General features: G+C 54.1%; 20 protein-coding genes. 17 read left to right on the top strand and 3 right to left on the bottom strand.

The features are described from left to right. Positions 1-308 precede the first annotated feature (308 nt). Positions 309-968, top strand: coding sequence for an MgtC/SapB family protein (locus tag LKE28_00545; GenBank protein ID MCH3906768.1), 660 nt, complete (start codon positions 309-311; stop codon positions 966-968). A 500-nt stretch (positions 969-1468) separates the two neighbouring features. Beyond that, the gene (locus LKE28_00540) at positions 1469-3220 is read left to right on the top strand and encodes an acyl--CoA ligase (protein MCH3906767.1); all 1752 of its coding nucleotides are present in this window, start codon (positions 1469-1471) and stop codon (positions 3218-3220) included. Here LKE28_00540 and smpB read toward each other — a convergent pair whose 3' ends face one another. Then, on the bottom strand, positions 3221-3694 hold the full coding sequence (gene smpB / locus LKE28_00535; GenBank protein ID MCH3906766.1) for an SsrA-binding protein SmpB: 474 nt from the start codon (positions 3692-3694) through the stop codon (positions 3221-3223). After that, on the bottom strand, positions 3681-5060 hold the full coding sequence (locus LKE28_00530; protein MCH3906765.1) for a formylglycine-generating enzyme family protein: 1380 nt from the start codon (positions 5058-5060) through the stop codon (positions 3681-3683). Before LKE28_00530 ends, smpB begins: the two co-directional genes overlap by 14 nt. 127 nt (positions 5061-5187) lie before the next feature. Between LKE28_00530 and lepB the strand changes: the two genes are divergently transcribed. From lepB to queA, 7 genes are all read left to right on the top strand, one after another. After that, on the top strand, positions 5188-6189 hold the full coding sequence (gene lepB / locus LKE28_00525; protein MCH3906764.1) for a signal peptidase I: 1002 nt from the start codon (positions 5188-5190) through the stop codon (positions 6187-6189). Next, positions 6186-7316: a radical SAM family heme chaperone HemW gene (hemW, locus tag LKE28_00520; protein MCH3906763.1), complete on the top strand. Its 1131-nt coding sequence runs from the start codon at positions 6186-6188 to the stop codon at positions 7314-7316. Before lepB ends, hemW begins: the two co-directional genes overlap by 4 nt. Before the next feature lie 101 nt (positions 7317-7417). Next, on the top strand, positions 7418-8161 hold the full coding sequence (locus tag LKE28_00515) for a YebC/PmpR family DNA-binding transcriptional regulator (protein MCH3906762.1): 744 nt from the start codon (positions 7418-7420) through the stop codon (positions 8159-8161). Between the two features lie 3 nt (positions 8162-8164). Continuing rightward, positions 8165-8665 (top strand): crossover junction endodeoxyribonuclease RuvC, encoded by a 501-nt coding sequence (gene ruvC, locus LKE28_00510; protein MCH3906761.1) that lies wholly within the window; start codon positions 8165-8167, stop codon positions 8663-8665. Between the two features lie 64 nt (positions 8666-8729). Further along, on the top strand, positions 8730-9353 hold the full coding sequence (gene ruvA / locus LKE28_00505; protein ID MCH3906760.1) for a Holliday junction branch migration protein RuvA: 624 nt from the start codon (positions 8730-8732) through the stop codon (positions 9351-9353). A 3-nt stretch (positions 9354-9356) separates the two neighbouring features. Beyond that, positions 9357-10436, top strand: coding sequence for a Holliday junction branch migration DNA helicase RuvB (gene ruvB / locus LKE28_00500; GenBank protein MCH3906759.1), 1080 nt, complete (start codon positions 9357-9359; stop codon positions 10434-10436). Then, positions 10411-11451 carry a tRNA preQ1(34) S-adenosylmethionine ribosyltransferase-isomerase QueA gene (queA, locus tag LKE28_00495; protein MCH3906758.1) on the top strand — a complete coding sequence of 347 codons (1041 nt, stop codon included), beginning with the start codon at positions 10411-10413 and terminating at the stop codon, positions 11449-11451. Before ruvB ends, queA begins: the two co-directional genes overlap by 26 nt. Here queA and tmk read toward each other — a convergent pair. Next, the gene (tmk, locus tag LKE28_00490; GenBank protein ID MCH3906757.1) at positions 11444-12058 is read right to left on the bottom strand and encodes a dTMP kinase; all 615 of its coding nucleotides are present in this window, start codon (positions 12056-12058) and stop codon (positions 11444-11446) included. The genes queA and tmk overlap by 8 nt on opposite strands. An 85-nt stretch (positions 12059-12143) precedes the next feature. Between tmk and LKE28_00485 the strand changes: the two genes are divergently transcribed. The 8 genes from LKE28_00485 (at position 12144) to nusA (ending at position 25901) form a co-directional block, all read left to right on the top strand. After that, a complete protein-coding gene (locus tag LKE28_00485; GenBank protein MCH3906756.1) occupies positions 12144-16748 on the top strand; it encodes a translocation/assembly module TamB in 4605 nt (1534 codons plus the stop codon). Between the two features lie 18 nt (positions 16749-16766). After that, positions 16767-18518 (top strand): outer membrane protein assembly factor BamA, encoded by a 1752-nt coding sequence (gene bamA, locus LKE28_00480; protein MCH3906755.1) that lies wholly within the window; start codon positions 16767-16769, stop codon positions 18516-18518. Further along, a complete protein-coding gene (locus LKE28_00475) occupies positions 18457-19302 on the top strand; it encodes a BamA/TamA family outer membrane protein (protein ID MCH3906754.1) in 846 nt (281 codons plus the stop codon). Before bamA ends, LKE28_00475 begins: the two co-directional genes overlap by 62 nt. A gap of 48 nt (positions 19303-19350) precedes the next feature. Further along, on the top strand, positions 19351-21963 hold the full coding sequence (gene mutS / locus LKE28_00470; protein ID MCH3906753.1) for a DNA mismatch repair protein MutS: 2613 nt from the start codon (positions 19351-19353) through the stop codon (positions 21961-21963). A gap of 13 nt (positions 21964-21976) precedes the next feature. After that, on the top strand, positions 21977-22321 hold the full coding sequence (locus LKE28_00465; GenBank protein MCH3906752.1) for a hypothetical protein: 345 nt from the start codon (positions 21977-21979) through the stop codon (positions 22319-22321). A 191-nt stretch (positions 22322-22512) separates the two neighbouring features. Continuing rightward, positions 22513-23853 carry a transglutaminase-like domain-containing protein gene (locus tag LKE28_00460; GenBank protein ID MCH3906751.1) on the top strand — a complete coding sequence of 447 codons (1341 nt, stop codon included), beginning with the start codon at positions 22513-22515 and terminating at the stop codon, positions 23851-23853. A gap of 82 nt (positions 23854-23935) precedes the next feature. After that, positions 23936-24436 (top strand): ribosome assembly cofactor RimP, encoded by a 501-nt coding sequence (locus LKE28_00455; GenBank protein MCH3906750.1) that lies wholly within the window; start codon positions 23936-23938, stop codon positions 24434-24436. Continuing rightward, positions 24426-25901, top strand: a complete 1476-nt coding sequence (gene nusA / locus LKE28_00450; protein MCH3906749.1) for a transcription termination factor NusA — start codon at positions 24426-24428, stop codon at positions 25899-25901. Before LKE28_00455 ends, nusA begins: the two co-directional genes overlap by 11 nt. Positions 25902-25912 lie beyond the last annotated feature (11 nt).

Below are 25912 nucleotides of genomic sequence, written 5' to 3'. Positions count from 1 at the left end.
AAAATGTATATATTTACATATGCAGTAAAATTTCTTGAAGTATTGTCTTCATATTTCTTATTACAAACTAAGAATGCTATTATTTACTAAATTTAATTATTATCAATGTATATACATGTAATAATATCACAAACACTATAGTATTAAGAATATACACAATTTGTTGCTGATTTTTTTCTTGTGAAATTGGACCTACTGAGTCTGGTAATTTTTCTCAGATTTGGTATGATTACTGCCACTTTCAGTGACGAAGGAGGGAAAGCCCTATGATGGTAGTTTCTGTACCGAATGTGTTTTTTGGAATGAATATGGCGCACTTAACCACGGGTACGGTCATTGTCAAAGTATTGTTTGCCTTAGTGTGCAGTGGAATTCTTGGTTTGCAACGCACTCGGAAACGGAGACCCGCCGGAGTGAGGACGTACATGCTTGTTTCTCTGGGGGCGGCGCTCACCATCATGACAAGCCAGTACATCGCGGCGGAAATAGGGCAGACGGATATCACCCGGCTCGGAGCGCAGGTCGTCAGTGGCATCGGTTTCCTCGGTGCGGGGACAATCCTGTTCACCGGCTATCGCCAGATCAAAGGACTGACGACTGCTGCCGGACTTTGGGCGTCTGCATGTCTTGGCCTGGCCATCGGGGCGGGATTCATTTATGGAGCTTTGATAACCTGTGCCGCAATCTTCTTCTGCATGACGGTAATGGAACACTTTGAACACCGGTTCATCATGAAAGCGAAAACAGTCCATGTATTCATTCTGTTTCGCTCAATGAATGACCTTACTCCGTTCTTGAAGATGTGTAAGGAAAAACAGTTCAGCATCGATGACTTCGATACCGCAAGCCAATCCGCAGCCACCCAATCCGTGTTGCTTACCATCTCATACAAGAAGAATCTTACCCATGCCCAGGTTCTGGAACAAATGCAGACCTGTGAGGGAATCATTTTGATCGAAGAGTATTGAGCAACCCTTCTTCCTTGAAGAGTACCACGCCTGCCATTTGCTTTGAAATCACCCGATTCATGAAATGGACCGGAATCATCAACACGGCAATTCTGAACGCAACGATCAGAGGTTCGTTGCGTCATGATGGTTTTTGCACCTTATCTTCCTATCGGCAGGAGAGGAGAAAACGTGCCAGACTGATTCTTCCTCATTCTTTCGTTGAGGATGCTTCACTTTATCCCTTTCCCCAATGACACCTTCAAGGGATGCTTTGAGCCTCTGACCGTTTCTGTATGGTGGGAGATTGGGGTGTTCAGGTTTTCATGGATGCAAGGAACAATCATGTATACCGACGAGTTATGCTGGCCAATAGGAATGACGAACCACAAGAAAACACCCACTTCTTGCATAATTAGGCAAACTGGTATACTGTTCGTTTTATGACTAGTAAATTCATATCATTTTCTTGAATCCACGAAGTTATTTACAGGTTTTGCGAGAAAGAGGAGAACTAGTATATGGCCAAAAACAAATATAAGGATGTCTACCCTTGGAAAGTGTTGGACCAATACCGAGGAACGGATTTCCAAGGGGAGTGGCCGACCATTCCAGAGCTTTTTGACCTGAGTACCAAAAGGTTTCCACACAACAAATGCTTCACGTCCATCATTCCCGAAAAAGAGGAATACGATTACACCCAAGTGCACGAACTGGTGACCGCAATAGGCAACTACCTGGTGAAGCTTGGAGTTAAGAAAGGTGACAAAGTCGCCGTTTCCGGAAAAAACAGTCCGCAATGGGCCATCGCCTATCTTGGCATCGCCTATAGTGGCGCGATCATCGTGCCGCTGGATTATGCGTTGCATGATGATGAGATGGAGAAGCTCATGGCGTTCGCTGGAGTTTCCTATCTGTTCATCGACAAGGAACGGATCAACGACATCGACAAGGATGGCAAGGTAGGGTTGAAAGGAAAGTTCTCCTTGGAAAAAGGGGATCCTGACCATCCCTATGTATTTGATTGCATCGAGAAGGAGAATCTGCCTCGTGAAAAGGCAGTGGAGACGGATACCGCAGCCATCCTGTTCACCAGCGGTACGACGGGTACTCCCAAGGGCGTCATGCTGAGCCATCGCAACCTGATCTCCGATACCTTCATCTGTACGTATTACATGCCGTTGTATGAATCGGATGTATTCTACGCGATTCTTCCCATTCATCACGCATACACCATGGTTGCTGTCTTCTTTGAGACCTGGTCGGTGGGGGCTTCTTGCGTGTTCGGCAAACGGCTCATCGTCAGCATCATGCTGAAGGAACTGCATGAGGGGAAGGTGACGATGTTCCTTGGTGTGCCGATGCTGTTCAACAAAATGATTGGCGCGTTGCTCTCTGGCATCCGGAAGAAAGGCATCGTCGTCTACGGTGTGGTGCGGTTCTTGATGGGTTTCTCCGGCTTGGTGAAGAAGATGTTTGGCGTCAATATCGGAAAGAAAATGTTCAAAGGACTTCTTGCAAAACTTTCGTTGGACACCAACCGGATCTGCATCTGCGGAGCAGGGCCGCTTCCTGCTTCCACCTTGCGCCATTTCAACCAGCTCGGTATTGATTTTGTTCAGGGATATGGACTTACCGAGGCAAGCCCCATCACCCATCTCAATCCACCCTGGCATTACAAGGAAACATCCGTGGGAACCAAGTTCCTGCAGGAAGAGGTGAAGATCGTGGATCCTGATTCAGATGGAAACGGCCTGATCTACATCAAGGGACCGAACATCATGCAGGGGTACTACCATAACGAGGAAGCCACCAAGGAAGTGCTCTCTGACGATGGCTGGCTGAACACCGGGGACGTCGGACACCAGGATGACGAATCCTATCTGTTCCTTACCGGACGGGCGAAGAACATCATCGTCACCGAAGGCGGCAAGAACGTCTTCCCCGAGGAGATCGAGGATCATTTCCAGCTGTACGATGATATTGATACCATCTGCGTGACCAGTTATCTGATCGACAAGGAGACGAAGAGCGAAGGCATCCGTGCCATCATCTACCCATCCGCAGCGTATACCAAGGCAACCAAGGAAGCCAATCCTGATTCGTGGGAGAAGGTGATCCAGAAGCACATGGAGGATATCGTCGAGGAAGTGAACCGGGATCTCCAGTCGTACAAGAAGATCACCCGGGTGTTGGTTACCTATGAACCGCTTCCGCTGACCTCCACCAAGAAGGTCAAACGGTTCCTGGTCCACAAGATGTACGGCGATTGATCAGTACTGCAGTTGTTTCAGCTCGCGACGGGTGTCTCGCTCCATGTCGCGGGCTTTGATCGTTTCCTTCTTGTCGCGGACATTCTTGCCGCGGCAGAGGGCGATCTTCATTTTCACCAAATTCCCTTTCAGGTAGACTTCCAGCGGAACGAGCGTGAAACCACGCTCATCCACTTTGCGTCTGAGGTGCTTGATCTCCATCTTATGGGCAAGCAGCCTCCGGGTTCTGGTAGGTTCATGGTTGTTGATGTTCCCATGCGTGTACGGTTGGATGGTGAAACCGATCAACTTCAGGCCGTGTTCATCCGCCGTGATATAGCTGTCACCAAACGAAAACCGTCCTTCCCGGATGGATTTCACTTCGGTTCCTTCCAAAGAAATGCCACATTCCAGATCTTCCACGATCTCATAGTTGAAATATGCTTTCTTGTTCTTCTGCAAGAACTTGAACTCGTTTTTGTCAATTTTTCCCATTGTCCACCGTCCATGCGATGCGCACTCCCAGTTGGTCTCCGCACGCTTCACGCCGTACGACACCGACCTGGGATGCCGTGATGCCACTGTTCAGATAACTTCCGCCTTTGACGATCACATCCCCATCCATATTCCAGCGGTCGGCAAGCTGGTGGATTTCCGTGTACCCACAGAGACGGGAAAGGGGAATGTAGCGGGTATCCGTCAATTCCCACACGCCCCCAAGCAGGGAAGAGGGGGTAGTCGAGCCATCATCATCCAGCGTCAATGTCTGCCGGTAATCGGTAACTCCTTGCGCCGCAAGGCTCCACTGTGCCTCACTGGGAAGGAACACTTCTTTCCCGGTCAGAAGGGAAAGCCACTGGCAGAACGCCTGCGCCGCGGAGTAACTGATGTTGTACACCGGTCTTCCCGTCGGGGAGAATGCAGTGGTTAACGTCAAGGAAGCCAGGTAGTTTTCATCCACGTAACCTTGCTCCGACAGTTCCTTGACATTGGTCTTGGCCCACGTTGGGTTGTCCTGTATGAATCGCGCCCATAGCCATTGGGAGACGGGAAGCGTCGCGATGGCGAACGAAGGAACATCCAGCGTCACACCCGCCTGGTTGACATCGGGATAGGAAGCCTTTGTTTCCCCGCCCATGACGAACGTGGCGGATTGGTAGGCGATGCCGTCAATGGTGAAGTCCCCCGCATCCAGCGAAACCCGTTTGCGGTCCGTCTCGGTGAGGACCGCCGGTTCTCCTGCCATTCCATTGCTCGCCTCTTCTCCAAACAACGTGCCGGCCACGGAGAGTTCCTTGATGAACAGCGTGTCATCCGTGGTGACGGACTTTGCGTCCTGATACATCTCATTGCTGGTGATGTAGGCGCCAGCCAGACCATAGACCGAGGGATCGATTCCCAATTCTTCCACATCCGTCTGGAGGTTGGCGAACAGGGGAGGGTAGACCGTCACGCTGTCAAACGTCGTGATGGCGCTGTACCGGGCGATTTCTTCAAGGTCGAAACGGATGATGGCTTGTTTTTCCGCTTGGCTGAGCGTTTCAGTGATGGGAAGGTCCACCCTTCTGGTGCGATGGAACAGCCAGGTGAAGAACACCGGATGGTCGATGGAAAGGTTGATGCGCGTCACTACGATATCCGCTTTCCTCACGGTAATCTGATGCGTTCCCGAGCCAATGAAATACTGGTAATCGGTGGATCCGAGATAGATGTCATCCACGTACACGCCGCTGTCAGAGAGCGTACCTTGGAACGTGACATACCGCCCACCGCGGACAACCCCCGGCAGGAACCCGATCACAAAGAGCACCGCGGCGATGAGAAGAAGGTAGAGGATCAACAGATACAGGCCCGGCTGCATTCCCAAAAATGGTTTGAGATGGACAGGGTCGACTTCAGGGAGTTCAGCTGGGTGCTTCATAGTGACTCTAAAGTACTTGTTGCCCATACGCTTGTCAACTGCGGCTGGTTGTGCTACGTTCCGATGTATGAACAAGTTCCTGCTCGTCATCCAGACCAAGACGGAAACGTACCTCACGTTGCGCAAAGCGCGCAAGGCATACCAGAAAGCCAATCAAAAGCCCCGTACGTTTGTCGGTGAGTTGCTTTCCTGGTTGGACGCGTTGCTGTTCGCCATCGTGGTGGTGATTCTGATCAACCAGTATCTGTTCCAGCTGTTTGTCATCCCTTCCCCCTCAATGGTCCACACATTGGAGATCGGGGACAGGGTGTTCGTCGGGAAGAACAGCTATGGGTTGGAATTGTATTCCGCCGGCAGGAAGATCGGCACCAAAAACCGGATGGTCCATCGGGACAACATCATTACCTTTTATAATCCGGAATACCCAAACAAGGGCGTGTTCTTCAATGTGCTCTCCCAGTTCATCTACAGCGGTACGTTCACGTTGGTGAACATCGACCGCAACGAGGATGGATCGGTGGCGGAGCGCCTTCTGGTCAAGCGCGCCGTGGGTTTCCCGGAAGAAGTGATCCGTTTCAACGAAGGGAACGTGATGATCCGCAAAGCTGGATCCACCACGTTCCAGACGGAAAATTCCTTTCGAAAGGAAAACGGTCTTTCCGAGGCTCCGATCCGATCCCTTGATGAAGGACAGTACGAAGGCATCAAGGCGTGGGGTGCGTTGTACGCCTACCAGGAACTTGGGGTGAAACAGACACCCGGCTATCTCGCCTCCGCCTATGGCACGTTGCAGAACACCCGATATCCTGAAGACATGTATCAGTTCGAAGCGGCCCGCAGCCGCACAAAAACGCTGTTTGATCCCAGTGACAGTGCAGCACGTTCGGCGAGCGCCGTGTACCAGGAAGGGCTGTACGTCGGGAAAGGCCAGGTGTTGCCGCTGGGCGACAACCGTGACAACAGCAGGGACGGACGGTACTTCGGACCGGTCTGGCAGAAGAATGTCAACGGACGTGTCCTGTTCCGCTTCTGGCCGCTCTCCCGCATCTCGTATCTCGGAAACAAATGACCAGTCTGTACCTCCATCTTCCGTTCTGCACCCGTTGGTGCGCGTACTGCGCTTTCTACAGTGAGGAATACGGTACATGGAAAGATCTCCACACGCCTTATATCGAAAGGTTACGACGGGAGATTGAGGAATCCGTCAAGAAGTATGGTCCGTTTGATACGATCTTCCTGGGAGGGGGGAATCCGTTCTGTCTTCCCTCGGAAGAGATCGCATCCCTTCTCAAAGCCGCGGGCCCCAGCAGGGAGACGACGGTGGAGATGAATCCTGAGTCGTTGGAGGAGCGGTACGAACCGCTGTTCGCCGAAGGCCTTGTCAGCAGGGTCAGCATGGGGATCCAGAGCATGCGTCCCGACTTTCTTTCTTTGCTTGGGCGAAACAGTGACAGGAAAACGAACGAGCGTGGCATCGCGCGGTTGATGAATTTGAAAGCTTCCTATGGCATCCAGGTGAATTTTGATCTGATCACCTGCATCCCGACGGAGACGATTGCCGATGCGACGGATGACATCGACCAACTGCTTGCCGTCTCCGATCCTGATCATCTGTCCGTCTACAGCCTTACCCTGGAACCAAAGACCGCGCTTGCCCGAAGGGTGAGGGCGGGGGAGATGCGGATGCCGGACGGACACCTGCAGGCGGACATGCTGTTTGCCGTCTGGAATCATCTGAAGGAGAAAGGGTTTGTACATTACGAGGTTTCCAACTTCGCCCGGGATGGGGCGTTCTGCCAGCACAATCTCCGCTATTGGCGTCTGCAGCCGTATCTGGGGTTAGGCAGCCATGCGGCGTCCCGTCTCCAGCTCCCCCAAGGGTTTACTGAAGTGAGCAACACGCAGAATCTTTCAGCCTTCGCCCATGGCAAGGTGGGATCGGGATATAAAGAGAGGAAGTTGACTGGGGCGGAGGAGATGGAAGAGTTCCTGCTGACCAACCTGCGCACCATCTGGGGCATCGACAAACAGCGGTTTGAAGCGCGGTTCCATCAGTCGTTCGACGGGATGTTCCATTCCGTGATCCGCGCTCTCCCTTTGGAGTGGTTTCATGACAACGATCAGGCTTTTTCATTGTCAGAACAAGGGATGATGGTGCTGGATGAGGTGATATTGCGCCTTGCGATGATGTTGTAGGCCTGTTTCCCCTTGACCGGTTTTCCCTTCTTATGCTACGTTACTTTAGTTGCTAGTTTTTTCACGAAATACGAATCTTTACCTAAGAAAGAGGTCCAAACATGTCCGGCCATAGCAAATGGTCTACCATCAAACACAAAAAAGGAATCGCTGATGCAAAGCGCGGCCAGAAGTTCACGAAGCTGATCAAAGAGATCTCCGTCGCGGCGAAGAACGGATCTGATCCTGAATCCAATGCGGCTCTCCGCACCGCCATCCTGAAGGCGAGGCTGGAGAACATGCCCAAAGACAACATCGAGCGGGCGATCAAGAAGGGATCCGGAGAGCTTGGGAACACGGAGTTCTTTGAGCTTACCTACGAGGGATATGCTCCTGGTGGAATTGCCATCATCATCGATGCCTTGACGGACAACAAGAACCGGACCGCCAGTGATGTTCGTTCCACGTTGACCAAAAACGGTGGCTCGTTGGGATCCACCGGTTCCGTTTCCTATCTGTTCAAGACGAAAGGCATTCTGGAATACGATGCGTCCAAATACACCGAAGACCAGATCATGGAAGCCGCGTTGGAAGCGGGAGCCGAGGATGTCGTCACCAATGACGGTGTCATCGAGGTGACCACGTCTCCGGCGGATTTCCCTGCCGTGCAGGCGGCGATGGAGAAAGCTGGTTTCCAACAGGAAAGCGGTGAGATCGAGAAAATCGCTGACCAAACCATTCTCCTGGACAAGGAAAAAGCGCAGAAGGTGATGAAGATTGTCGAACGCCTTGAGGATCTGGATGATGTGCAAAGCGTGGCGACCAACCTTGAGTTGCCTGATGACTATGAGGATCCTGAAGAGTGATCGATGAGAATTCTGGGAATTGATCCAGGATATGCAGAGACAGGCTGGGGTGTTGTCGAAACGGATGGACAGCATCGCCGGCCTGTTTCGTATGGTGTCATCAGGACGACGCCGGATATGGCCGACCAGATGCGCATCCATACCATCGCCAATGCCATCGGACAGCTGGTCATCGACCAGAAGATTGATGTCTGTGGCATGGAGGATATTTTCTTCACCAAGAACATTTCCAGCGCCATTTCCGTGGCGAAAGTGATCGGCGCTGCGTGCCATCAACTGGCGCTGCAGCAGATTCCCGCCCGCCTGTTCAGTCCGATGACGATCAAACAGACCATCACCGGTGTGGGTTCGGCCGACAAGAACCAGGTGCAGCAGATGGTGCGGATCCTCTTGGGACTGCCCGCCATTCCCAAACCGGACCATGCCGCGGACGCTTTGGCCGCCGCGCTCTGTCTGGCCACATTCGTCGCCACGGATGACCAGATGGGTCGTCCAAAGCCCTAGGCGTTGGGCGCAGGCTGTGGTACACTGGACCAGTATACAGATTATAAGCGGAAAGGGACAGGAAATGATCAACGCAATCACAGGAGACATTGTAAGCGTCAATGACCAGGAAGTGGTCATTCGCTCGGGCTATGTGGAGTATTCTTTGATCGTCAGCGGACAAACCGCATCCCGGTTGGGCTCTCTTGCCGGGAAAGATCGGGAGAATGTCCGCATCCTCACCGTGTTGTCCCACCACGAAGACAGCATGTTGTTGTATGGGTTTGCCGACCAATGGGAACGGGAAGCGTTCAACCAGTTGCAGAGCGTTGGTGGCATCGGTCCCAAACAGGCGCTGAAAATCCTCTCCGGCATCACGGTGGAGAATCTTGCCAAGGCGTTGGACCAGAGTGATGTGAAGTTTCTTTCCAACGTACCGGGAGTAGGTCCCAAGACCGCCCAGAAGATGATTCTCCAGCTTCGGAACAAACTGGTGCTGGAAGAGGAATCGGAACATGCCGCCTCCCAGAATCGAATCGTCCCGTTCAATGAAGTGGTGGACGGCCTGATGGATATGGGATATGACCGCAGGAGGGTGGAGGATACCGTCACCCGCATCGTAGAGGAAAACCGGCAGGCACTTCAAGGCTTGTCGTTGGCCGACCAGGAGACGTTCGTCTTCCAGCGGGCCATCCGGAATCTGGGGTAAGCCATGGCGGAATTTGAGGATTCCATCAAAGATCTGCAGGTGCTGCAGCAGAATTCTGTCGTTTCCACGGAGTTTCAACGTGAGGATGACAAGCAGGAGAATATCCTTCGGCCAAAGATGCTGAAGGATTTCCAAGGACAACCGCAGATCAAGGAAAATCTTTCCGTATACATCAAGGCGGCAAAAAGCCGGCACGAGCCACTCGACCATACCTTTCTGATCGGTCCTCCGGGATTGGGGAAAACAACCCTTGCGTCGATCATCGCCAACGAGATGGGTTCGGAGATCCGGATGACCAGCGCGCCGGCACTGGACAAACCGAAGGATCTTGCCGGCATCCTGACCAATGTGACGGAGAACTCCGTGTTCTTCATCGATGAAATCCATCGGTTGAAACCAGCAATCGAAGAGATGTTGTACATCGCCATGGAGGATTTTGAGATCGACTGGGTCATCGGACAGGGGCCGGCGGCACGCACCATGCGCATCCCCATCCCCAAGTTCACGTTGATCGGAGCGACAACCAAAGCCGGTGGCGTCGCCTCCCCGTTGATCTCACGTTTCGGCATCCACTGCCATCTGTCCTACTATGATGACGCCGAGCTTGCGTCCATCATCAGCCGGTCGGCGAAGATTCTTTCGGTGAAGATCGACGATGACGCCGTCGCGGAGCTTGCCCATTGCAGCCGGGGAACGCCGCGTATCGCAAACCGGATTCTCAAGCGCCTTCGGGATTTCGCCGTGGTGCTGGGGGATGGGACGATCACCAAGAAGATCGTCGGCATCGGTCTGGAGAAAATGGGGATCGACCGGAACGGACTGGAAGAGCAGGACCGGAATATTCTGCACACCATCATTGACAACTATCGGGGAGGTCCGGTCGGGTTGGACACGCTTGCCATCGCCATCGGCGAGAATGACAGCACCAACCTGGAAGACTTCTACGAACCCTATCTGATCCAGCAGGGATACCTGCAACGCACCCCACGGGGACGTGTCGTCACGTCGAAGGCGTATGCCGTACTGGGTCTGAAGGAAACCAACAAAGAGGAATCACATGCTGACCAAGGACTTTTATTTTGATTTGCCGCCAGAGTTGATCGCCCAGACACCGGCTGACCGGCGCGGCGATGACCGGCTTCTGGTGCTGGATCGTACCACAGGAGCATATCAAGACGCCATGATGGCCGATTTCCCGTCGTTTCTCACCCCGGGATCCCTGTTGGTCGTCAACAATTCCAAGGTGCGCAAGGCACGGGTCTACGCAGAAAGCGAAACCGGAGGAACGGTGGAGTTCCTGTTCCTCGAGGAGAATCTGGATCACAGCTGGCAGGTGATGGTCACCAAAACGAAGCGACAGCATCTAGGAAAACGCTACACGTTCCAGAGCCCGGATGGGACGATTTCATATGAAGGGACGATCATCAAGGAAAACCCGGACGATACCCGTACCGTTTCGTTTTCCCAACCTCTGGACGAGTCGTTTTTTGAGAAGCTCGGACACGTACCGCTTCCCCCGTACATCAAACGGGACGATGACTTCAACGATGAGAGCAGGTATCAGACGGTGTACGCCAAGGAAGAAGGGTCGGTTGCCGCTCCGACGGCGGGGTTGCACTTCACCGAGGCGATCCTCAATGCCGTAAAGGCACGCGGATGTGACATCGTGGAAGTGACACTGCACGTCGGGCCTGGGACGTTCCTTCCGGTACGTACGGAAAACCTGGAAGACCACCACATGCATTTTGAACGGTACGAGATAACTCCGGAAGTAGCTGATGCGATCAACACGGCAAAGCGGTCAGGACGTTTGGTCGTCGCCACCGGCACAACCAGTGTCCGGACGCTGGAAAGCGCCTATGATCCGCAAACGGGCCTGGTCCGCAGCGGCTGGGCGCGTACCAACCTGTTCATCAAGCCAGGCTTCACCTACCATGTGGTGGACCAGCTTCTGACCAATTTCCATACACCGGAATCAACCCTATTGGCGTTGGTGTCCGCATTCGCGGGCAAAGACCACATCTTCGCCGCTTATCAGCACGCCATAGAGGAGAAATACCATTTCTTCAGCTATGGGGACGCGATGTTCATCAAGTGAGGATGCTGCGGGTCGCCAGTTGCCGGCTGATCTCCCCGGTGATCGCTTCGATGGACAGCGTTCCGTCGATGCGGATCATCGTGGAGTCGGAGGGAAGATCGGAAAAGGCTTGTTCGTAGTTCCGTTTGACTTTCTCCAGGAACGTCTGGATCTCAAACAGCTCTTTTGCCTGTCCCCTGGCTTCGATTCTTCTCAGGCATTCCTCCACCGGTGTGTCGATGAAGAACACAACGGAGGGCATGGGGAATGTTTCGTTGAGCGACGCGACGAACGGGTAGGGAAGATCAACTCCCTGGTAGGCCAGCGAGGAGAACAGATAACGGTCTGAAATGACCGGAGTCCCCAGTTTCAGCTGGGCGCCCATAGCCCGTACATGCTCATCCCTGTCGGCGGCGTACAAAAGGGCCAGCTGCAGTTGGGAGAGAATGATTTCCTTGCGAAGCGCCTGCCGGATGATCGTCCCGATTCGTCCTTCCGTCGGCTCACAGGTGACGAATACCGATTTCTGTTTCTCCTGGAAACGAGCGGAGAGAGCATGCAATTGGGTGGTGGTTCCCGCACCATCCAGTCCTTCCAACACGATGAAATTGTTCCACACGTCGCGCATACCAGCATCCTACCTGAAAAAATAGTTCTGGGGAAGAGCGTTGGAGTGGTGGCAAACACCCTCCTTTGCAGTATACTTTGCGATGATGAAATACCATACGACCATCAGGGAGATCGTGCCTGCGTTGGCGATGACGTTGTTGTTCGCCGCGCTCTCCGCATACCTGGTGATCGGGTTGGAAATCATCAATCCAACAACCTTTTGCTCTGACGCGTTTTTCCACCATCTTTCCCAGAGTGGGGAGAACCAGGTCCAGGTGGCGCATGTCGACCGCACGTTGTTTTCTCGGTTGGTATTGCAGGATGTCACCATCAAGACAGGACAAACGGATATCCGTTCAGAACGGATCGTTGCCGATGGGGGCCTTCTCTCCCTTGCGGGAAAACTGTTTTCCGGCAAAGGTCAGGTAACCCTTGACATCCATAATCCCATGGCGACGATCTCTCTGGATGCCGATCGTTCCGATGAGCAAGCGGCTCCATCCTCCGCGACGCGTCTCCCCTCCATCCTGGCAAACATCCATGACGGGAACGTAACGTTCAATCTTGGTGATATTTCCGGGACGGCGGAGGGTGCGGATGTCCGGCTTCGCCTGTACAACGGCGTGCGCTTCGCATCGGCCAGCGGAACGATCACCACGCTTACCGTAACCCATCAGGAAACCGACCGTCTGGTGTTCCGTGGCATCACGCTGTACGGGGATCAGGCGGGAAACGCCAATGTGCAGACAGCCGCGGTTGGGGGCAGCTGGTCCGGCGTCTCGTTTGGCATGACCAACCTCATCGCGAACATGCGGCCGGATGCGTCCAACACGTATGGGATCGAAGCATCGGCAAACCAATTGCAGCTTGATATCGTCCCATACACCATCTCGATACCCCTTCTTTCCTTGACAAATATGAAAATGGATTCTTCATTCCAGCCGGAAGGCGGAGTGATTTCACTTCAACAAGGCCAAGGAACCAATGGAAGCCTTTCGTTCCAGCTTCCCCCAAGCACCATCGCGTTCTCCAGAAAACAGGGGGAAGGATCAGCACAGTACCTGGCCCGACTGGTCACCAATGACGGGGAGCATCCGACCTCCGTCACCTTCGGGTCCCAGACGGTCACCGTCCACAGCCCGGACATCACCGCTTCCTGGCAGAAGGGCGCTTCCTTTTCCGTACACGGCTTGGTGTCCCGGATGGAATACGCCCAGGCAGGACAAACGGTCGCGCTGGATGATTTCTCTTTCTCGGGAACAGGAACCGACTGGGAGCACACAACGCTTTCCCTGACCGGGAACCTGCAGTATGGGGACGATGAACGGGATCTTTCGGTTACCTCATCTGTTGATGGGAATTTCGTCTTCTCCGACGGTATTGACCTGACGGCAAACCTGCGGCAACTGTCGTTCAACTGGCTGGATCTTGCCATGAATGCCGACGTCAGTTACCACCAGAGCAAAGAAGGCGAGAAGAGCATCCGTGTGGAACTGGAGAGCGGGGTGAACCTGTCCGTCTCCGCACTGCTGGAGCATGTGGAGAGCGGCAGCCCAGTGTTGGATATGGACGCGCACGCCAAAGATCTTTCGTTGGCGGCGTTCACCCGGATCATCCACACCTATCTGCCGTTTGGAACGCCGTACGTGGATGATTCCAGTCTGCTCAACGGAAACCTACACCTGTACACCGACATCCAGAAGAGCGGGCAGGTGCAGTTCGATCTGAGCATGGCCAACCTGAAGTTCGGCGCCTTCCGTTTCTCCACCGGTATCACAGGCAAGGGAGAACTGAAGGATGATGTGCTGAACGTCGATTCATTCACGCTGGGCGTCATGGATTACCGTTTGTTGTACCAGGGGACGATGAAGGTGGGCAAATGGTTGCCCTCCGGCACCATCGAGATCGCCAACACACAGACAGGCAATGAGTTGCTTACCATCAAACTGGAGAACTCGGACGCACTGTTGTATGATTACCTCACGACAAGCAGCCGCTTCCCCTCTTTTAGGCTGGAAGGAAAGCTGATGCAGGACGCCACGGCGTTTTCCAGCCAGGCGGAACTGCATGCCGGTGACCAAACGTATCCCATCACATTTCGCTACACTCTGGAAAACCAGTTGTTGGAAGCGAACAGCGGTACGGCTGTCACGCTACAAGGGTATGTGAAGAACCCGCTGGTGCTGCACCTTGACCTGGATCATCTGCCATTTCCCACCACACCGACGCTTTCCGATGCGAATGCCACCGGGAATGTGGTGATGCGCTATACCACCAAAACGGATTGGGCGTTCGACACGACCAACGCATTGGTCAGCGGCGTGGTCCTCAACGGGTATTCCTATCAGTTCGGCGGAGCCTTCCATGTCAACCCGCAACGCATCCAAGCGGAAGACGTGACGGTTTCCGATGGAACGGTTTCGTATCAAGGGTTCGTATCCTACGATGGCACCCCACTTCAGGAAAACGCCCAACAACGGTTTGCGGATCCGTTTTCCTTCACCATTCACGCAACGGATGGGGCGGAACAACTGCTTGATCTGTACGTGGAACGGACCAAGGATGTCTTCCAGGTGATGGCCGATCTCCGCTCGTTCGACCTTTCCCGAATCCTTCCGGGCAATATTCCGTTCACCGCTTCCCTTTCCCTTGTCGGGGACACCGATCTGAAACATACCCGCAACTTCTCAGGGACCTTCAAAGGCAAAGGGGAGAACCTCTCCCTCTCCGGAGACCTGATCGTAGCCGATGATGCATACCATCTCTCCTCCGGAACGATTTCCTACCAAGGATTCCAGGTCTCTGATCTTACGTTTGACTGGAACATGTTCAGCGGATCCGTCCAAAGTTCGTTCCATGTGGAGAACCCGAACTCCATCGATATCGTCACTCCCCATGGGTCGTCGGTGGATGTTTCCCTGACGGGGACCATTCCTGTGCTGGAAGGTTTGCTTGACATCGGTTCGTTGCCATCCTCCCTTCGGGACAAGGGATTCTCCATGACGGTGGACGCCCGTAATTTGGATGTGCTGGGAAGGACAATGCCCGATCTCGACCAGACCACGATGGACATCATCTTGCAGGGGTCCCGGTTGAAGTTCATTGGACAAACACTGAACGGATGGTATGACATTTCCAGCAAACAGGCTGACCTTGTGCTGGATTCCTCGGCGGCGGGGTTTGGATTCCATTTGAAGGGACGTCTGGATCCATCCAACCTCGCCGTCACGCTTGCCGACGCGACGCTTGACGTCACGTGGATCAACAAGTTCATGCGTGATCCCGCATTCGTCGTGGGGGAGGGTACGGCGAAAGGCACGCTGTATCTCTCCGGACCGCTTGCTTCCGTCCAGGTCTACGGTTCCGCTTGGTGCGACGCGTTGTCCATGACCACGTTCTTCCTTCCCGATGAGACGATTTATGCTCGCAACCTGTTTCTTTGGGCGGATGGTTCGACCATTTCTTCTGCGTTGCAACCGGCGTACATCACCAACACCTCAGGCAGAACGGCAAGCGGGACGATGCAGCTGACCTTCAATCTCAACGGCCTTTCGTTCGATTCCATTGTCACCGACATCAATTTCCCCGATGGAAAGATCAACTTCTATCTTCCCATTACCGATTCGCAAATTGAGATGCACTCGTCCGTCAGCGGCAATATGCGCCTCATCTCCACGGCGACCCGCGGAACCTACTCAAGTGGATCCGCTCTTCTGGAAAACACCGACATGACCATCGGCCTGAAGGACTGCCCGCCGTGGTACGTCTCTTCCCCGGACACCAGTACGGACTTCACGTTGACCATGGGAAAGAACAACCGGCTGTTCTACCCGAACACGCCGAATCCAATGTTCTCCGCGACGCTTCAGGAAGGTCAGACGCTGCACATGAAATACGACCACCTGAACAAACAGTTCCAGATGCAGGGGGATCTGTCCATCCGCAACGGGGAGATCTTCTACTTCCAGAAGAACTTCTTCATCACCGAAGGTTCCGTTTCGTTCAACAATGGGGGAGAAACCTTCCAGCCGATTCTCAACCTCAGGGCGCGGATGCGCACCTATGACGACACCGGAACTCCGGTGGACATCTATCTGGTGTTGAAGAACAGCACGTTGCCCAACCTGAACCCGACGTTCGAAAGCAGTCCGCAGAAAAACATCGAGGAGATCATGTCGTTGCTCGGCCAGAGCATTCTGCCGTCGGAAGCGTATGGGGACGTCAGCCTGTACCGGGTCGCGTCGCTCGCCACGGTAGCCACTGATGTCGCCCAGCGGATGGGGTGGATCAGGGAAGGCTCGATGACCGACCTTTCGGAGACGATCCGGACGTCGCTGGGCTTGGATATGTTCTCGCTGCACAGCAACGTCCTTCAGAACATCATCATTGACGCGCTTCCTGGTTCCAGCGCCATGACGATCAGTCCGCTTGCACGGTATCTCAACAATACCACGGTGTTCATGGGCAAGTATCTTGGTCGGGACATGTTCCTCCAGGCGTTGCTCCATTTGACGGCGATCGACCGGAATTCCGGCAAGGCGCGTACGCCGTTCTTGGTCAACGACCTTGCGCTGAATCTGGAAATCTCCCTGGATTGGGACACGCCGCTGTGCACCTACTCGCTGTTTACCCAGCCAAATGAGTTGTCGCTGGTTCAGATTTTGGATACGATAGGGTTCAGTGTAACCAAACGTATCGTGTTGCGTTAGTCAAGAGAGGAGTATTCGATGGGAAACCCCAAAAAGATTGGCCTTTTGGCGTTGATATGCGTCTTGTTGGTGCTTGCGCCTCCGGTGTTCGCAGCTGATGGGGACCCTTGGTATGTAGGGCAGGTCATCTCACGGTTCGTCAACCATGGGTTGGTCAACGTGAAGCAGTCCACCATCGAAGACATCGAGTTCAACTACCAAGGCAAAGTGTTCACCGATGATTTGTACAACCAGCTCCAGGCTGATCTGTACGCCACCAACAGCTTCCTGTATTTCCTTGCCGACGCCCAACGCGCAACGGATGGCAGTGACGCTCTGGTGCTTGACATCACCTTCTATGAGCTGCCTGTGGTCAAATCGTTGACCTTCACCGGCAACGAGAACATGAAAGACTCGAAGATCAGGGACGCGTTGTCCCTGAAGGAAGGGGATTTCGTCCAGAAGCAGGCCGTCGAGGCTTCCCGTCTGGCGATCCTTGATCTGTACCACACCAACGGATTCTCCGAAGCGACGGTAACGGCTGACCAGAAGGATGATGAAGAGGGCAACAGCAGTTCCATTACGTACACGATCGTGGAAGGTCCGCAGAAGAAGGTCCAGGAGGTGGTGTTCGAAGGCAATGAGCACATCGCTTCCCAGACGTTGAAGAAGCAACTTACCACCAAGACCTCCAGTTATTTCACCGCAGGGTACTTCCAGGAAGCGAACATCCAGAAGGACAAGGACGCTCTTGTTGCATTTTACCTGAACAACGGATACGTTGACGGGGCGATCACCGACGTCAAGGTGGAGACCTTGCCGGCGGAAGACGAGAAAGACAAGTACCAGCACCTGAGGATCACCTATGTGATCTCCGAAGGACAACAGTGGAAGTTTGGTGGTGTCATCACCGACGGGAACACCATCTTTTCGGACGAGGAACTGCAGAAAAACGTGACCTTGGCAGTCGGGGATGTGATCAACAAGGAGAAGGTCGAGTCGATCATCTCCGCGATCGCCGATGAATACTGGAACAACGGATACGTGCACAACAACATCGTCCCTGAGATGCAGCGTGACGAGAAGAACCATGTCATCACATACTTGTTGCATATCACCGAAGCTCCCCAGGCGACGATCAGCGAGATCCGGCTGGAAGGACTGACAAAGACAAAGCCGTACGTGTTCATGCGGGAGATGGCGTTCAAAGTGGGTGATGTGTTCTCCAAGGCGAAGCTGCAGAAGAGCGCCCAAAACATCTACAACACGTTGATCGTCACCGACGTGCAGGTCAATGTGATCGACGGGACGGAGGAAAACACCGTCATCCCCATCTTCACCGTCACCGAGGGCAACCAGATGTCCGTCCAGTTCGGTGCCACATTCGGTGGTACGGTTGACTCGTTCCCCATTTCCGGGTTCGTCCAGTGGTCAGACAAGAACGTTGCCGGCACGGGACGTGACCTTTCCATCTCGACGACGCTCAGCCCGGACACCCAGGAAGCGGAGATCAGCTTCGGGGACGATTGGGTAGGGGACAAACGGTGGAGCAACAACGTTTCCTTGTCGTTCAGCAGGGTGTCAAAAACCAACGGTCTGCAGCGTGGCGGTTCGAAGTATTACACCGGTCACGATTCTGACGATTTCTACCAGGCATATCCGCAAGGGGTATGGCAGCTATACGGCGTATCTTGCCGCCGACCAAGCCAACCCGATGAGCCGGTATCTGATGAGCTACGATTACCTGAGGATCGCCGTCGGGTACAACAGCGGCTACACGTTCATGTTTGACGCGGGAAGCCTCACGCTGGGCGGCGGGCTTTCCGTCGGATTGAACCGTGCGTTCTACGACGAGACGTTGTATGACCCGTTCGAGTATCTGATGACCAAGTATCACGAGAAGTGGCAGTTCTCCAACAAGCTCAGCTTTACCGCCACGTGGGATGGACGGGACTTGAAGGAAAACACTACCAAAGGTTATGTGATCAGCAACCAGTTCTCCTATGCCGGCGGCATTCTCGGTGGTCTTTCCAACTACCTGAAGAACACCACCAGTTTCTCCTGGTATCGTTCCCTGTTCACCTACAAGCTGGGGGAGAAGGACGCCAATGTCGTGTTGGGTTCCACCACCACGGTCAGCTGGATGCTTCCCCAGTTCTGGAACAATACGGACGATTACTATGGCGTAGGAACCGGATGGAACTGGTATGATCCGAAGATCGGCGCGACCCGGTATGAGATGCTGTACATCGATGGCATGAACACCGGCCGTGGTTTCTCCGTCCTCTATGACCAGAGCTTCCTGTGGGATAACCAGCTTTCCATTGGGGCCCCCTCTGGTCTCCGGTGTTCTGAACTGGGAGGTTTACGCCAGCGCCACGGCGGTGACGTCGACGTACGACGAAGCGCTTACCCAGGGATTCTCCGCGTTGAACTGGTACTTCTCCATGGGTGCTGGCATCAAGCTGAAGATTCCCGGCTTCCCGCTGGGCTTGTATCTGGTGAAGAACGCCAAGTGGCTTTCCGGTTCCGATCCCACCTGGGTTGGTGGAAGCATTTTCGCCAACAGCAATGAGAACAGTGGCCTGAAGCTGGTGCTGGCCATCACGCAGACGATTTATTGATGAACGAGGAAGAAGAAAAAGTCACACCGATGATGGTCCAGTACCGGTCCATCAAGGAAAAGAACAAGGACAAGGTGTTGTTTTTCCGCCTGGGTGACTTTTATGAGATGTTCGACGATGACGCCATTGAGGTGTCTCGGCTTCTCAATCTTACCTTGACCCATCGCGCGGGACGACCGATGTGCGGCATCCCGTTCCATGCGGCGAAAAGCTATATCCGGCGCCTTTTGGACCTTGGCAAGAAGATCGCCATCTGTGAGCAGTTGGAGTTGACCCAGGATTCCCGGCAGTTGGCAAAACGAGAAGTAATCCAGGTGGTGACGCCGGCCACGGTGGTTGATGATGATTTCCTGGATGCCAAGGAAAGCTCGTACGTTCTTTCCGTCGCCTATGGGAAAGAGCTTTCCGTCAGCTATGCGGACATCACCAGCGGGGATTTCGTGATGACGACGGTTCCGTTGGACCGTGGGTTCGCCTCGCTTCTTTCCCTGTTTGAGCAGGTGCGGCCCCGGGAGATTCTCGTCGGTGAGGATGATTACTTCCTCCATCCGGATTTCCAGGCGGTGGTGGATGTTCGGGGCGCCATGGTCACCAAGCTTCCCGATTGGATGTACAACCAGAAGCAGGCGTACAAGGCGCTGTGCGCCCAAGTCGGGACGACCAACCTGAAGGGATTCGGGTTTGAGGAGAATGATCCGTCGCTTCTTTCCGGAGGCGCGTTGCTCTCCTATCTGGAAGACACCGCCAAGGCAAGCCTGGGACAGATCACCGGATATGGTTCCGTCTCCCAAGGCACGTATCTGGTCATTGATGAATCCTCACGAAGAAATCTGGAACTGCTGACCAACCAACAGGACGGCTCCAGCCGGTTCACGCTGTTCTCCTCCATCGACCAGACGGTGACCAGCGGTGGAGCCCGGATGTTGAAAAACTGGATCTCCTTCCCGTTGGTACGGAAACAGGACATTCTTGAACGACAGCAGTGGGTCGCCTGGTATTATGACCACAATGACGAGCGTGATGCGGTGCGCACCATTCTGAAGGAAGCGCTGGATCTGGAGCGTCTCTCCACCCGGATTTCCATGCATCGATCCTACCCCCAGGATCTGGTCGGCATCCAGAAGACGGTCAGTTGTTTCGTTCGGCTTCTGGACACCAACCCCTCCAAGCTGCAAGGGCTCCTTTCTCCGGAGCTTACCAAAGAAAATCTCAACGGCCTGTTGGAAGTGATGGGACGGATCGCCAAGGGCATCAATGAACAGACACAGGGACCATTTGCCGAAGGGCAGGTGATCAACGACGGGTTCGACCCGGAACTTGACCGGCTCCGCTCATTGAAAGGCAACGGGAAGGGGATGCTGGATGCGTACCTTGAGAAAGTGAAGCAACAAACCGGCATCACGACGATCAAACTGTCATCCAACAAGATCATCGGCCACTACATGGAAGTATCCAAAGGCCAGACGGATCGCGTGCCTGCTTCGTTCTATCGCAAGCAGACGTTGGTAAACGCCGAACGGTATACGACGGACGAGTTGATCGCCCTTGAGACGGAAATCCTGAAAAGCGGGTTCGCCGCCGAAGCAAGGGAAAAAGAGGTGTATGAGCAGTTGCTTGCCCAGTGTGTCGCCCAGAGCGCCATCCTGAAAGAGATCGCCCGGTTCCTGTCCCGTATCGACGTGCTCTCTTCCTTGGCGCTTACCGCCCGAAAAAAAGATTATCACAAACCCCAGCTGGTGGATCAGGATGTGCTTGCCATCACCGGGGGAAGACATCCGGTGGTGGAGGACCAGCTGGACGCGGGATTGTTTGTTCCCAACGATCTGAAGGAGCCGGAAGAGGGAAACCGGTTCTGTTTGATCACCGGTCCCAACATGGCAGGCAAATCAACCTACCTTCGACAAAACGCGTTGATCGTCCTGCTTGCCCAGATCGGCAGCTTTGTGCCGGCGTCCAGCGTGGTGATGCGTCCGGTGGATCGGCTGTTCTGCCGTGTGGGGGCCAGTGACAACCTGGCCAAAGGGGAGTCAACGTTTCTTGTGGAAATGCAGGAAGCCTCGTTGATCCTTCGAACGGCAACACGCAATTCCTTTGTCATCGTGGACGAGTTGGGACGGGGCACCAGCACGCAGGATGGCATGGCCATCGCCTACGCTGTGATGAACGAACTGATTTCTATGGGGTGCAAGACGTTGTTCGCCACCCACTATCATGAACTGGCAGACATGGACATACCTGGCATCCAGCGGCTGACGCTGAAAGTCAGTGAGGAGAATGGGACGGTGATCTTCCTTCGCAAGGTGATCGAAGGAGTAGCGGAAAGTTCCTATGGCCTGAATGTGGCCAAGCTTGCCGGCATCCCGTATCCGGTGCTCCGGCAGGCCCGTTCGTTCCAGAAGCGCCATGACGAGGAATACACCATGGCAAGCGCGCAGCCGTCATTGTTCTCCACCGAACCGGTATTGTCGGATGATGAGACGCGATCGCTTCGCCAGTACGACGCCCTGTGCGATCTGTTGGACCATTTTGACCTGAATGCGTCGACCCCCTTGGAAGCGATGGCGCTGATCCAGCGTCTGAAGGAGATGATCCGACCAAAACCGACCACGTAGTGGTATTCCTCTCATGACCTGTGTGATCTGTAACCGGTTCTCCGACGAACCGCTGTGTGATTCCTGCCGTCTGTTGGTGGAACAGTCCACGTTCCGTCATCGTTTTTCGTCCCGCTGCCCCGTCTGTGGCCGTCCGGTGGAGGATTCAGCATATCCCTGCCGTTGGTGCTCTGATCATCTGGGCGGATTCACCGATGCCTATGGGCCGGTCTCTTCATTGGTCAGCAGGTTCCAGAATGGCAGGGGAACGGCATCTGGCTCGGTTGTTGGCCGATCTTGTTCGGGAGGATCTTCCCTTTCATCCAACGCTTGTCCCACTGCCGACGCCCAAAGCGATCATCAAAAAAACGGGATATGATCCCGTAAACGTGGTTGCTTCCATGCTCTCCAAAGGTTCATTGCGGTTCTCATCCCCGTATCCGTCCGATTCCCTCCTGTTCTGCGTGTCGACCAGCGTCACGGACGGCGAAACGCGTCCAGCTTCGGATTCCTCTGCCAGTGTATGCGATCGTCCTTGCATCATGATCCGATTTCCACTAAGGTGATGCCATGCAACCGAACGATCTTGACAGTCTTGTCTATCCTCTTCGAGAGGATGTCCGGCTTCTTTCCCAAGCGGGATACGTCACCAAAGCCAGGGAGGAGATCGCGTATCTTCTTTCCCATGACAAGGTGGATGACCTTGAGCGCAACCGGTTGGAACTGGAAGACCATCTGCTGGAACTGCGGACTCATGATTTCCCGTACGATGGAACAGAGGCTCTTTCCCTCTTGCGGACGATACGCCCTGATGCGACGATGAAGGATTTAGAGCAACTTCGCACCCAAGGGATCATTCCATTCTCCTTGGTGGATGGGGCGATCCACTATCATCGCAGGTTTCTGGATACCCTGAGGAAGGATGTCCCTACGGAAGAGCGCAAGACGGACATCGCCCTGCGGGATGAGATGATCGCCCGGATGAAACAACGGGGCAGGGGGGAAGCGGATGTGGTGGTGCACATCGGATTTTCCCTGAAGGAGGAAGCGATCAGGGAGGGAAAGACCGTATCCGTCGATCTTCCGGTTCCGGTGCGATGTCCCTTCATCAAGCAACTGAAGATTCTCAGGCAAAGCGGGGAGCTGGTAGGGGTGGACGCCACGTCCTCGGATCGTCGGTGCGCACACTTTCGAGGAGTGCCAACTCCCAACAAAGAATTCTGGATCGAATACGGATACACCATTGCAATGGACTACCACCCGATGGACCAGCTGGAGAAGCTGGCCAAACCTTCCTGGTGGCATGGAAAGGACCAGGTTCCTTACCTGGTGCGGAGTCGGTATCTGGAAGATCTCGCAAAGAACATTGTCGGGGACGAGCCCAATCCGATCACCCGGGCGCGGTTGATCTACCGGTACATCACCACGCATGTCTCCTATGCCTACATGCCCTCGTACCAGACGATCCCCAACCTTGCCGAGTACGGCGCGTCGATGCGTCGGGGGGATTGCGGCATCCAAGCGGCGCTTTTCATCAATTTGTGCCGGGCAAGCGGCATCAAGGCGGGATGGATGGGAGGCATGTATGTCACCCCACAGGGCATTTCCAACCATGACTGGGCTCGTTTTTCCATTCCCGGCCTTCCCGAACGGTATGCCGATTGTTCTTTCGGCGGCTCGGCGTATCGGGATGGAGCCACGGAGCGGTGGGATCATTACTTTGGAAACCTGGATCCGATGCGGCTGTGCTGTACGTTGCTTCTGGCGCCTTCGAAAGAAACAAATCGAAGCCAATGGATCGCCGATCCTACGGATAATCAGGAGGGGGAGGCGTGGTATGACGACGAGGCGATACCCCGGGATTTGTTGATTGATCAGAGACATACGGTGAAATTCACCCTGCATGGTTGACAGACGGAGATGGAACAACCTACAATACGTTCGCAAGGGGATCGCTGAAAGGCGCATCCCTTTTTTATAGAAAAGAGACCATATGGAAAAAAGCACACTACAGGACAACCCGCTTTTCACTTTCTACGAGCCACTGTTGGAACCACTTGGCCTGAGAATCGTTGAGATTCATCAGACGATGCATGGAAACCAGGTGAAGTTGGAAGTGTTCATCACCGGGGCAGGCAAAGAGGCGGACAGCGCTGATTGTGAACGCGCGTATCATGCCATCTACCCCGTGGCGGAAGCAGCGGCCGGTCCGCTCCGTGATCTGTACATGGAAGTGTCCACGCCCGGACTGCTCAGAGTGATCAAGGATCCCTTTGAGTTCAGCCTTTTCGTTGGACGGACCGTCCGTGTGTATGACAGCGGACGAGCGGAGTATCTCCGTGGGGACATCGCGGGATGGGACGGGAATACCCTGTCGCTCACCCGGTGCACCATCGGGGATGGAAAGGACGAAACGGACGTGAGCGTTGCTTTGCCGCAGATTCAGAAAGCAAAGTTGGACTATCGTTGGGAGGAAATTGACCATGGCAGTTGATTTGGGCGACGCGGTGAAAGCGTTGATGGAAGAGAAAGGCATCTCCGAAGATTTGGTGCTCAACACGATCGAGAACATTCTCAGAGCCGCCTACAAGAGCAAGTACGGAACAATGGACAACTGTGAGATCCAGTTTTCCGATGACCATCGTTCCGTTGATGTGCTTGCCCGTAAGAAAGTGGTGGATGAGGACAACTGGTACAGCGAAGTGACGGAGATACCACTTGAAGAGGCCAGAAAAATCCGGCCTGACTGTGAGATCGGTGATGAACTTTTGATTCCTGTCGATACGTCACAGTTCAACCGGCTTTCCGTGCAAAGCGCAAAGCAGACCGCTCGCCAGAACTTCCGTGACATCACCAAGGATACCTTGTACAATGAGTACAAGACCAAGGAACATCAGATCATTATCGGCTATTACCGCCGGCAACTGCTCAATGGCGACATCATGGTGGATATTGGTACGACGGAAGGGATTCTTCCCCGGAGGAACCAGAGTCCTCGGGAATCCTATGAATCCAACGACAAAATCAAATGTTATGTGGATTCGGTGGAAAAGGCGGAACGCGGACTGCGTGTCACCTTGTCCCGTACCAGCCCTGAGTTGGTGCGGAAGCTCTTTGAAATGGAGATCCCTGAGATCGCCCAGAACCAGATCGAGATCGTCAACATCGTTCGTGAAGCCGGTTACCGGACAAAGGTCGCCGTTGCGAGCAGAAGCGAGGACATTGATCCCGTCGGTGCCTGTGTCGGTCTGAAAGGAAACCGCATTCAGACGATCATGGCGGAGATCGAAGGGGAGAAGATTGATATCCTCCGCTACGATCCCAACCCGGTCGTCTACATCAAGAACGCCTTGAGCCCCGCTCAGGTTGAGGATGTGGTGATCGTTGACAAGAATATTTTCCAGGCGGTTGCCATTGTGGATGAGAGCCAGCTTTCCCTTGCCATCGGGAAACAAGGTTTGAATGTCCGGCTTGCCAACAAGCTCTGCGACTGGCAGATCGATGTGAAGACACCGGCGCAGTTCCAGGAGATGGATATCGCCAGCGAAGCCAGAAACAAGGCGGAGAGTATCTTTGGCCAGAGCGAGCCGGTACAGCCTGAAGCTTCCGCTCCGGAAGTTCCTGCTTCGGAACGTGAAAGCGGTGTCGCGGATGATGAAGTGGCGCTTTCCGAACTGCCGCTTGATCCGATGCTTTTGAAGAAATTGCAGTTCCATGACATTTACAGTGTCGAGGAATTCATCAATCTCACCGACGATGATCTGAAGTCGTATGGTGATTTCTCTGACGAGGAGATCCAGCAGATCCGCGATACGATCAACGAGAACGTTGATATCGTCGAGGAAGATGCGGATGGGGCGCAGCCTCAGTATGTGTGTCCGAACTGTGGAAAACCGGTTACACCGGACATGACGGTGTGCCCGAACTGCGGAACGGGTCTCTCCTTTGTGGAAGAGTAAGGGAATCTGAG

It is taken from the genome of Sphaerochaeta sp. (assembly GCA_022482495.1).
Taxonomy (GTDB): domain Bacteria; phylum Spirochaetota; class Spirochaetia; order Sphaerochaetales; family Sphaerochaetaceae; genus RUG023.
The sequence above is the reverse complement of the archived record's forward strand: the minus strand, read 5'-3'. Positions and strand labels throughout refer to the sequence as shown.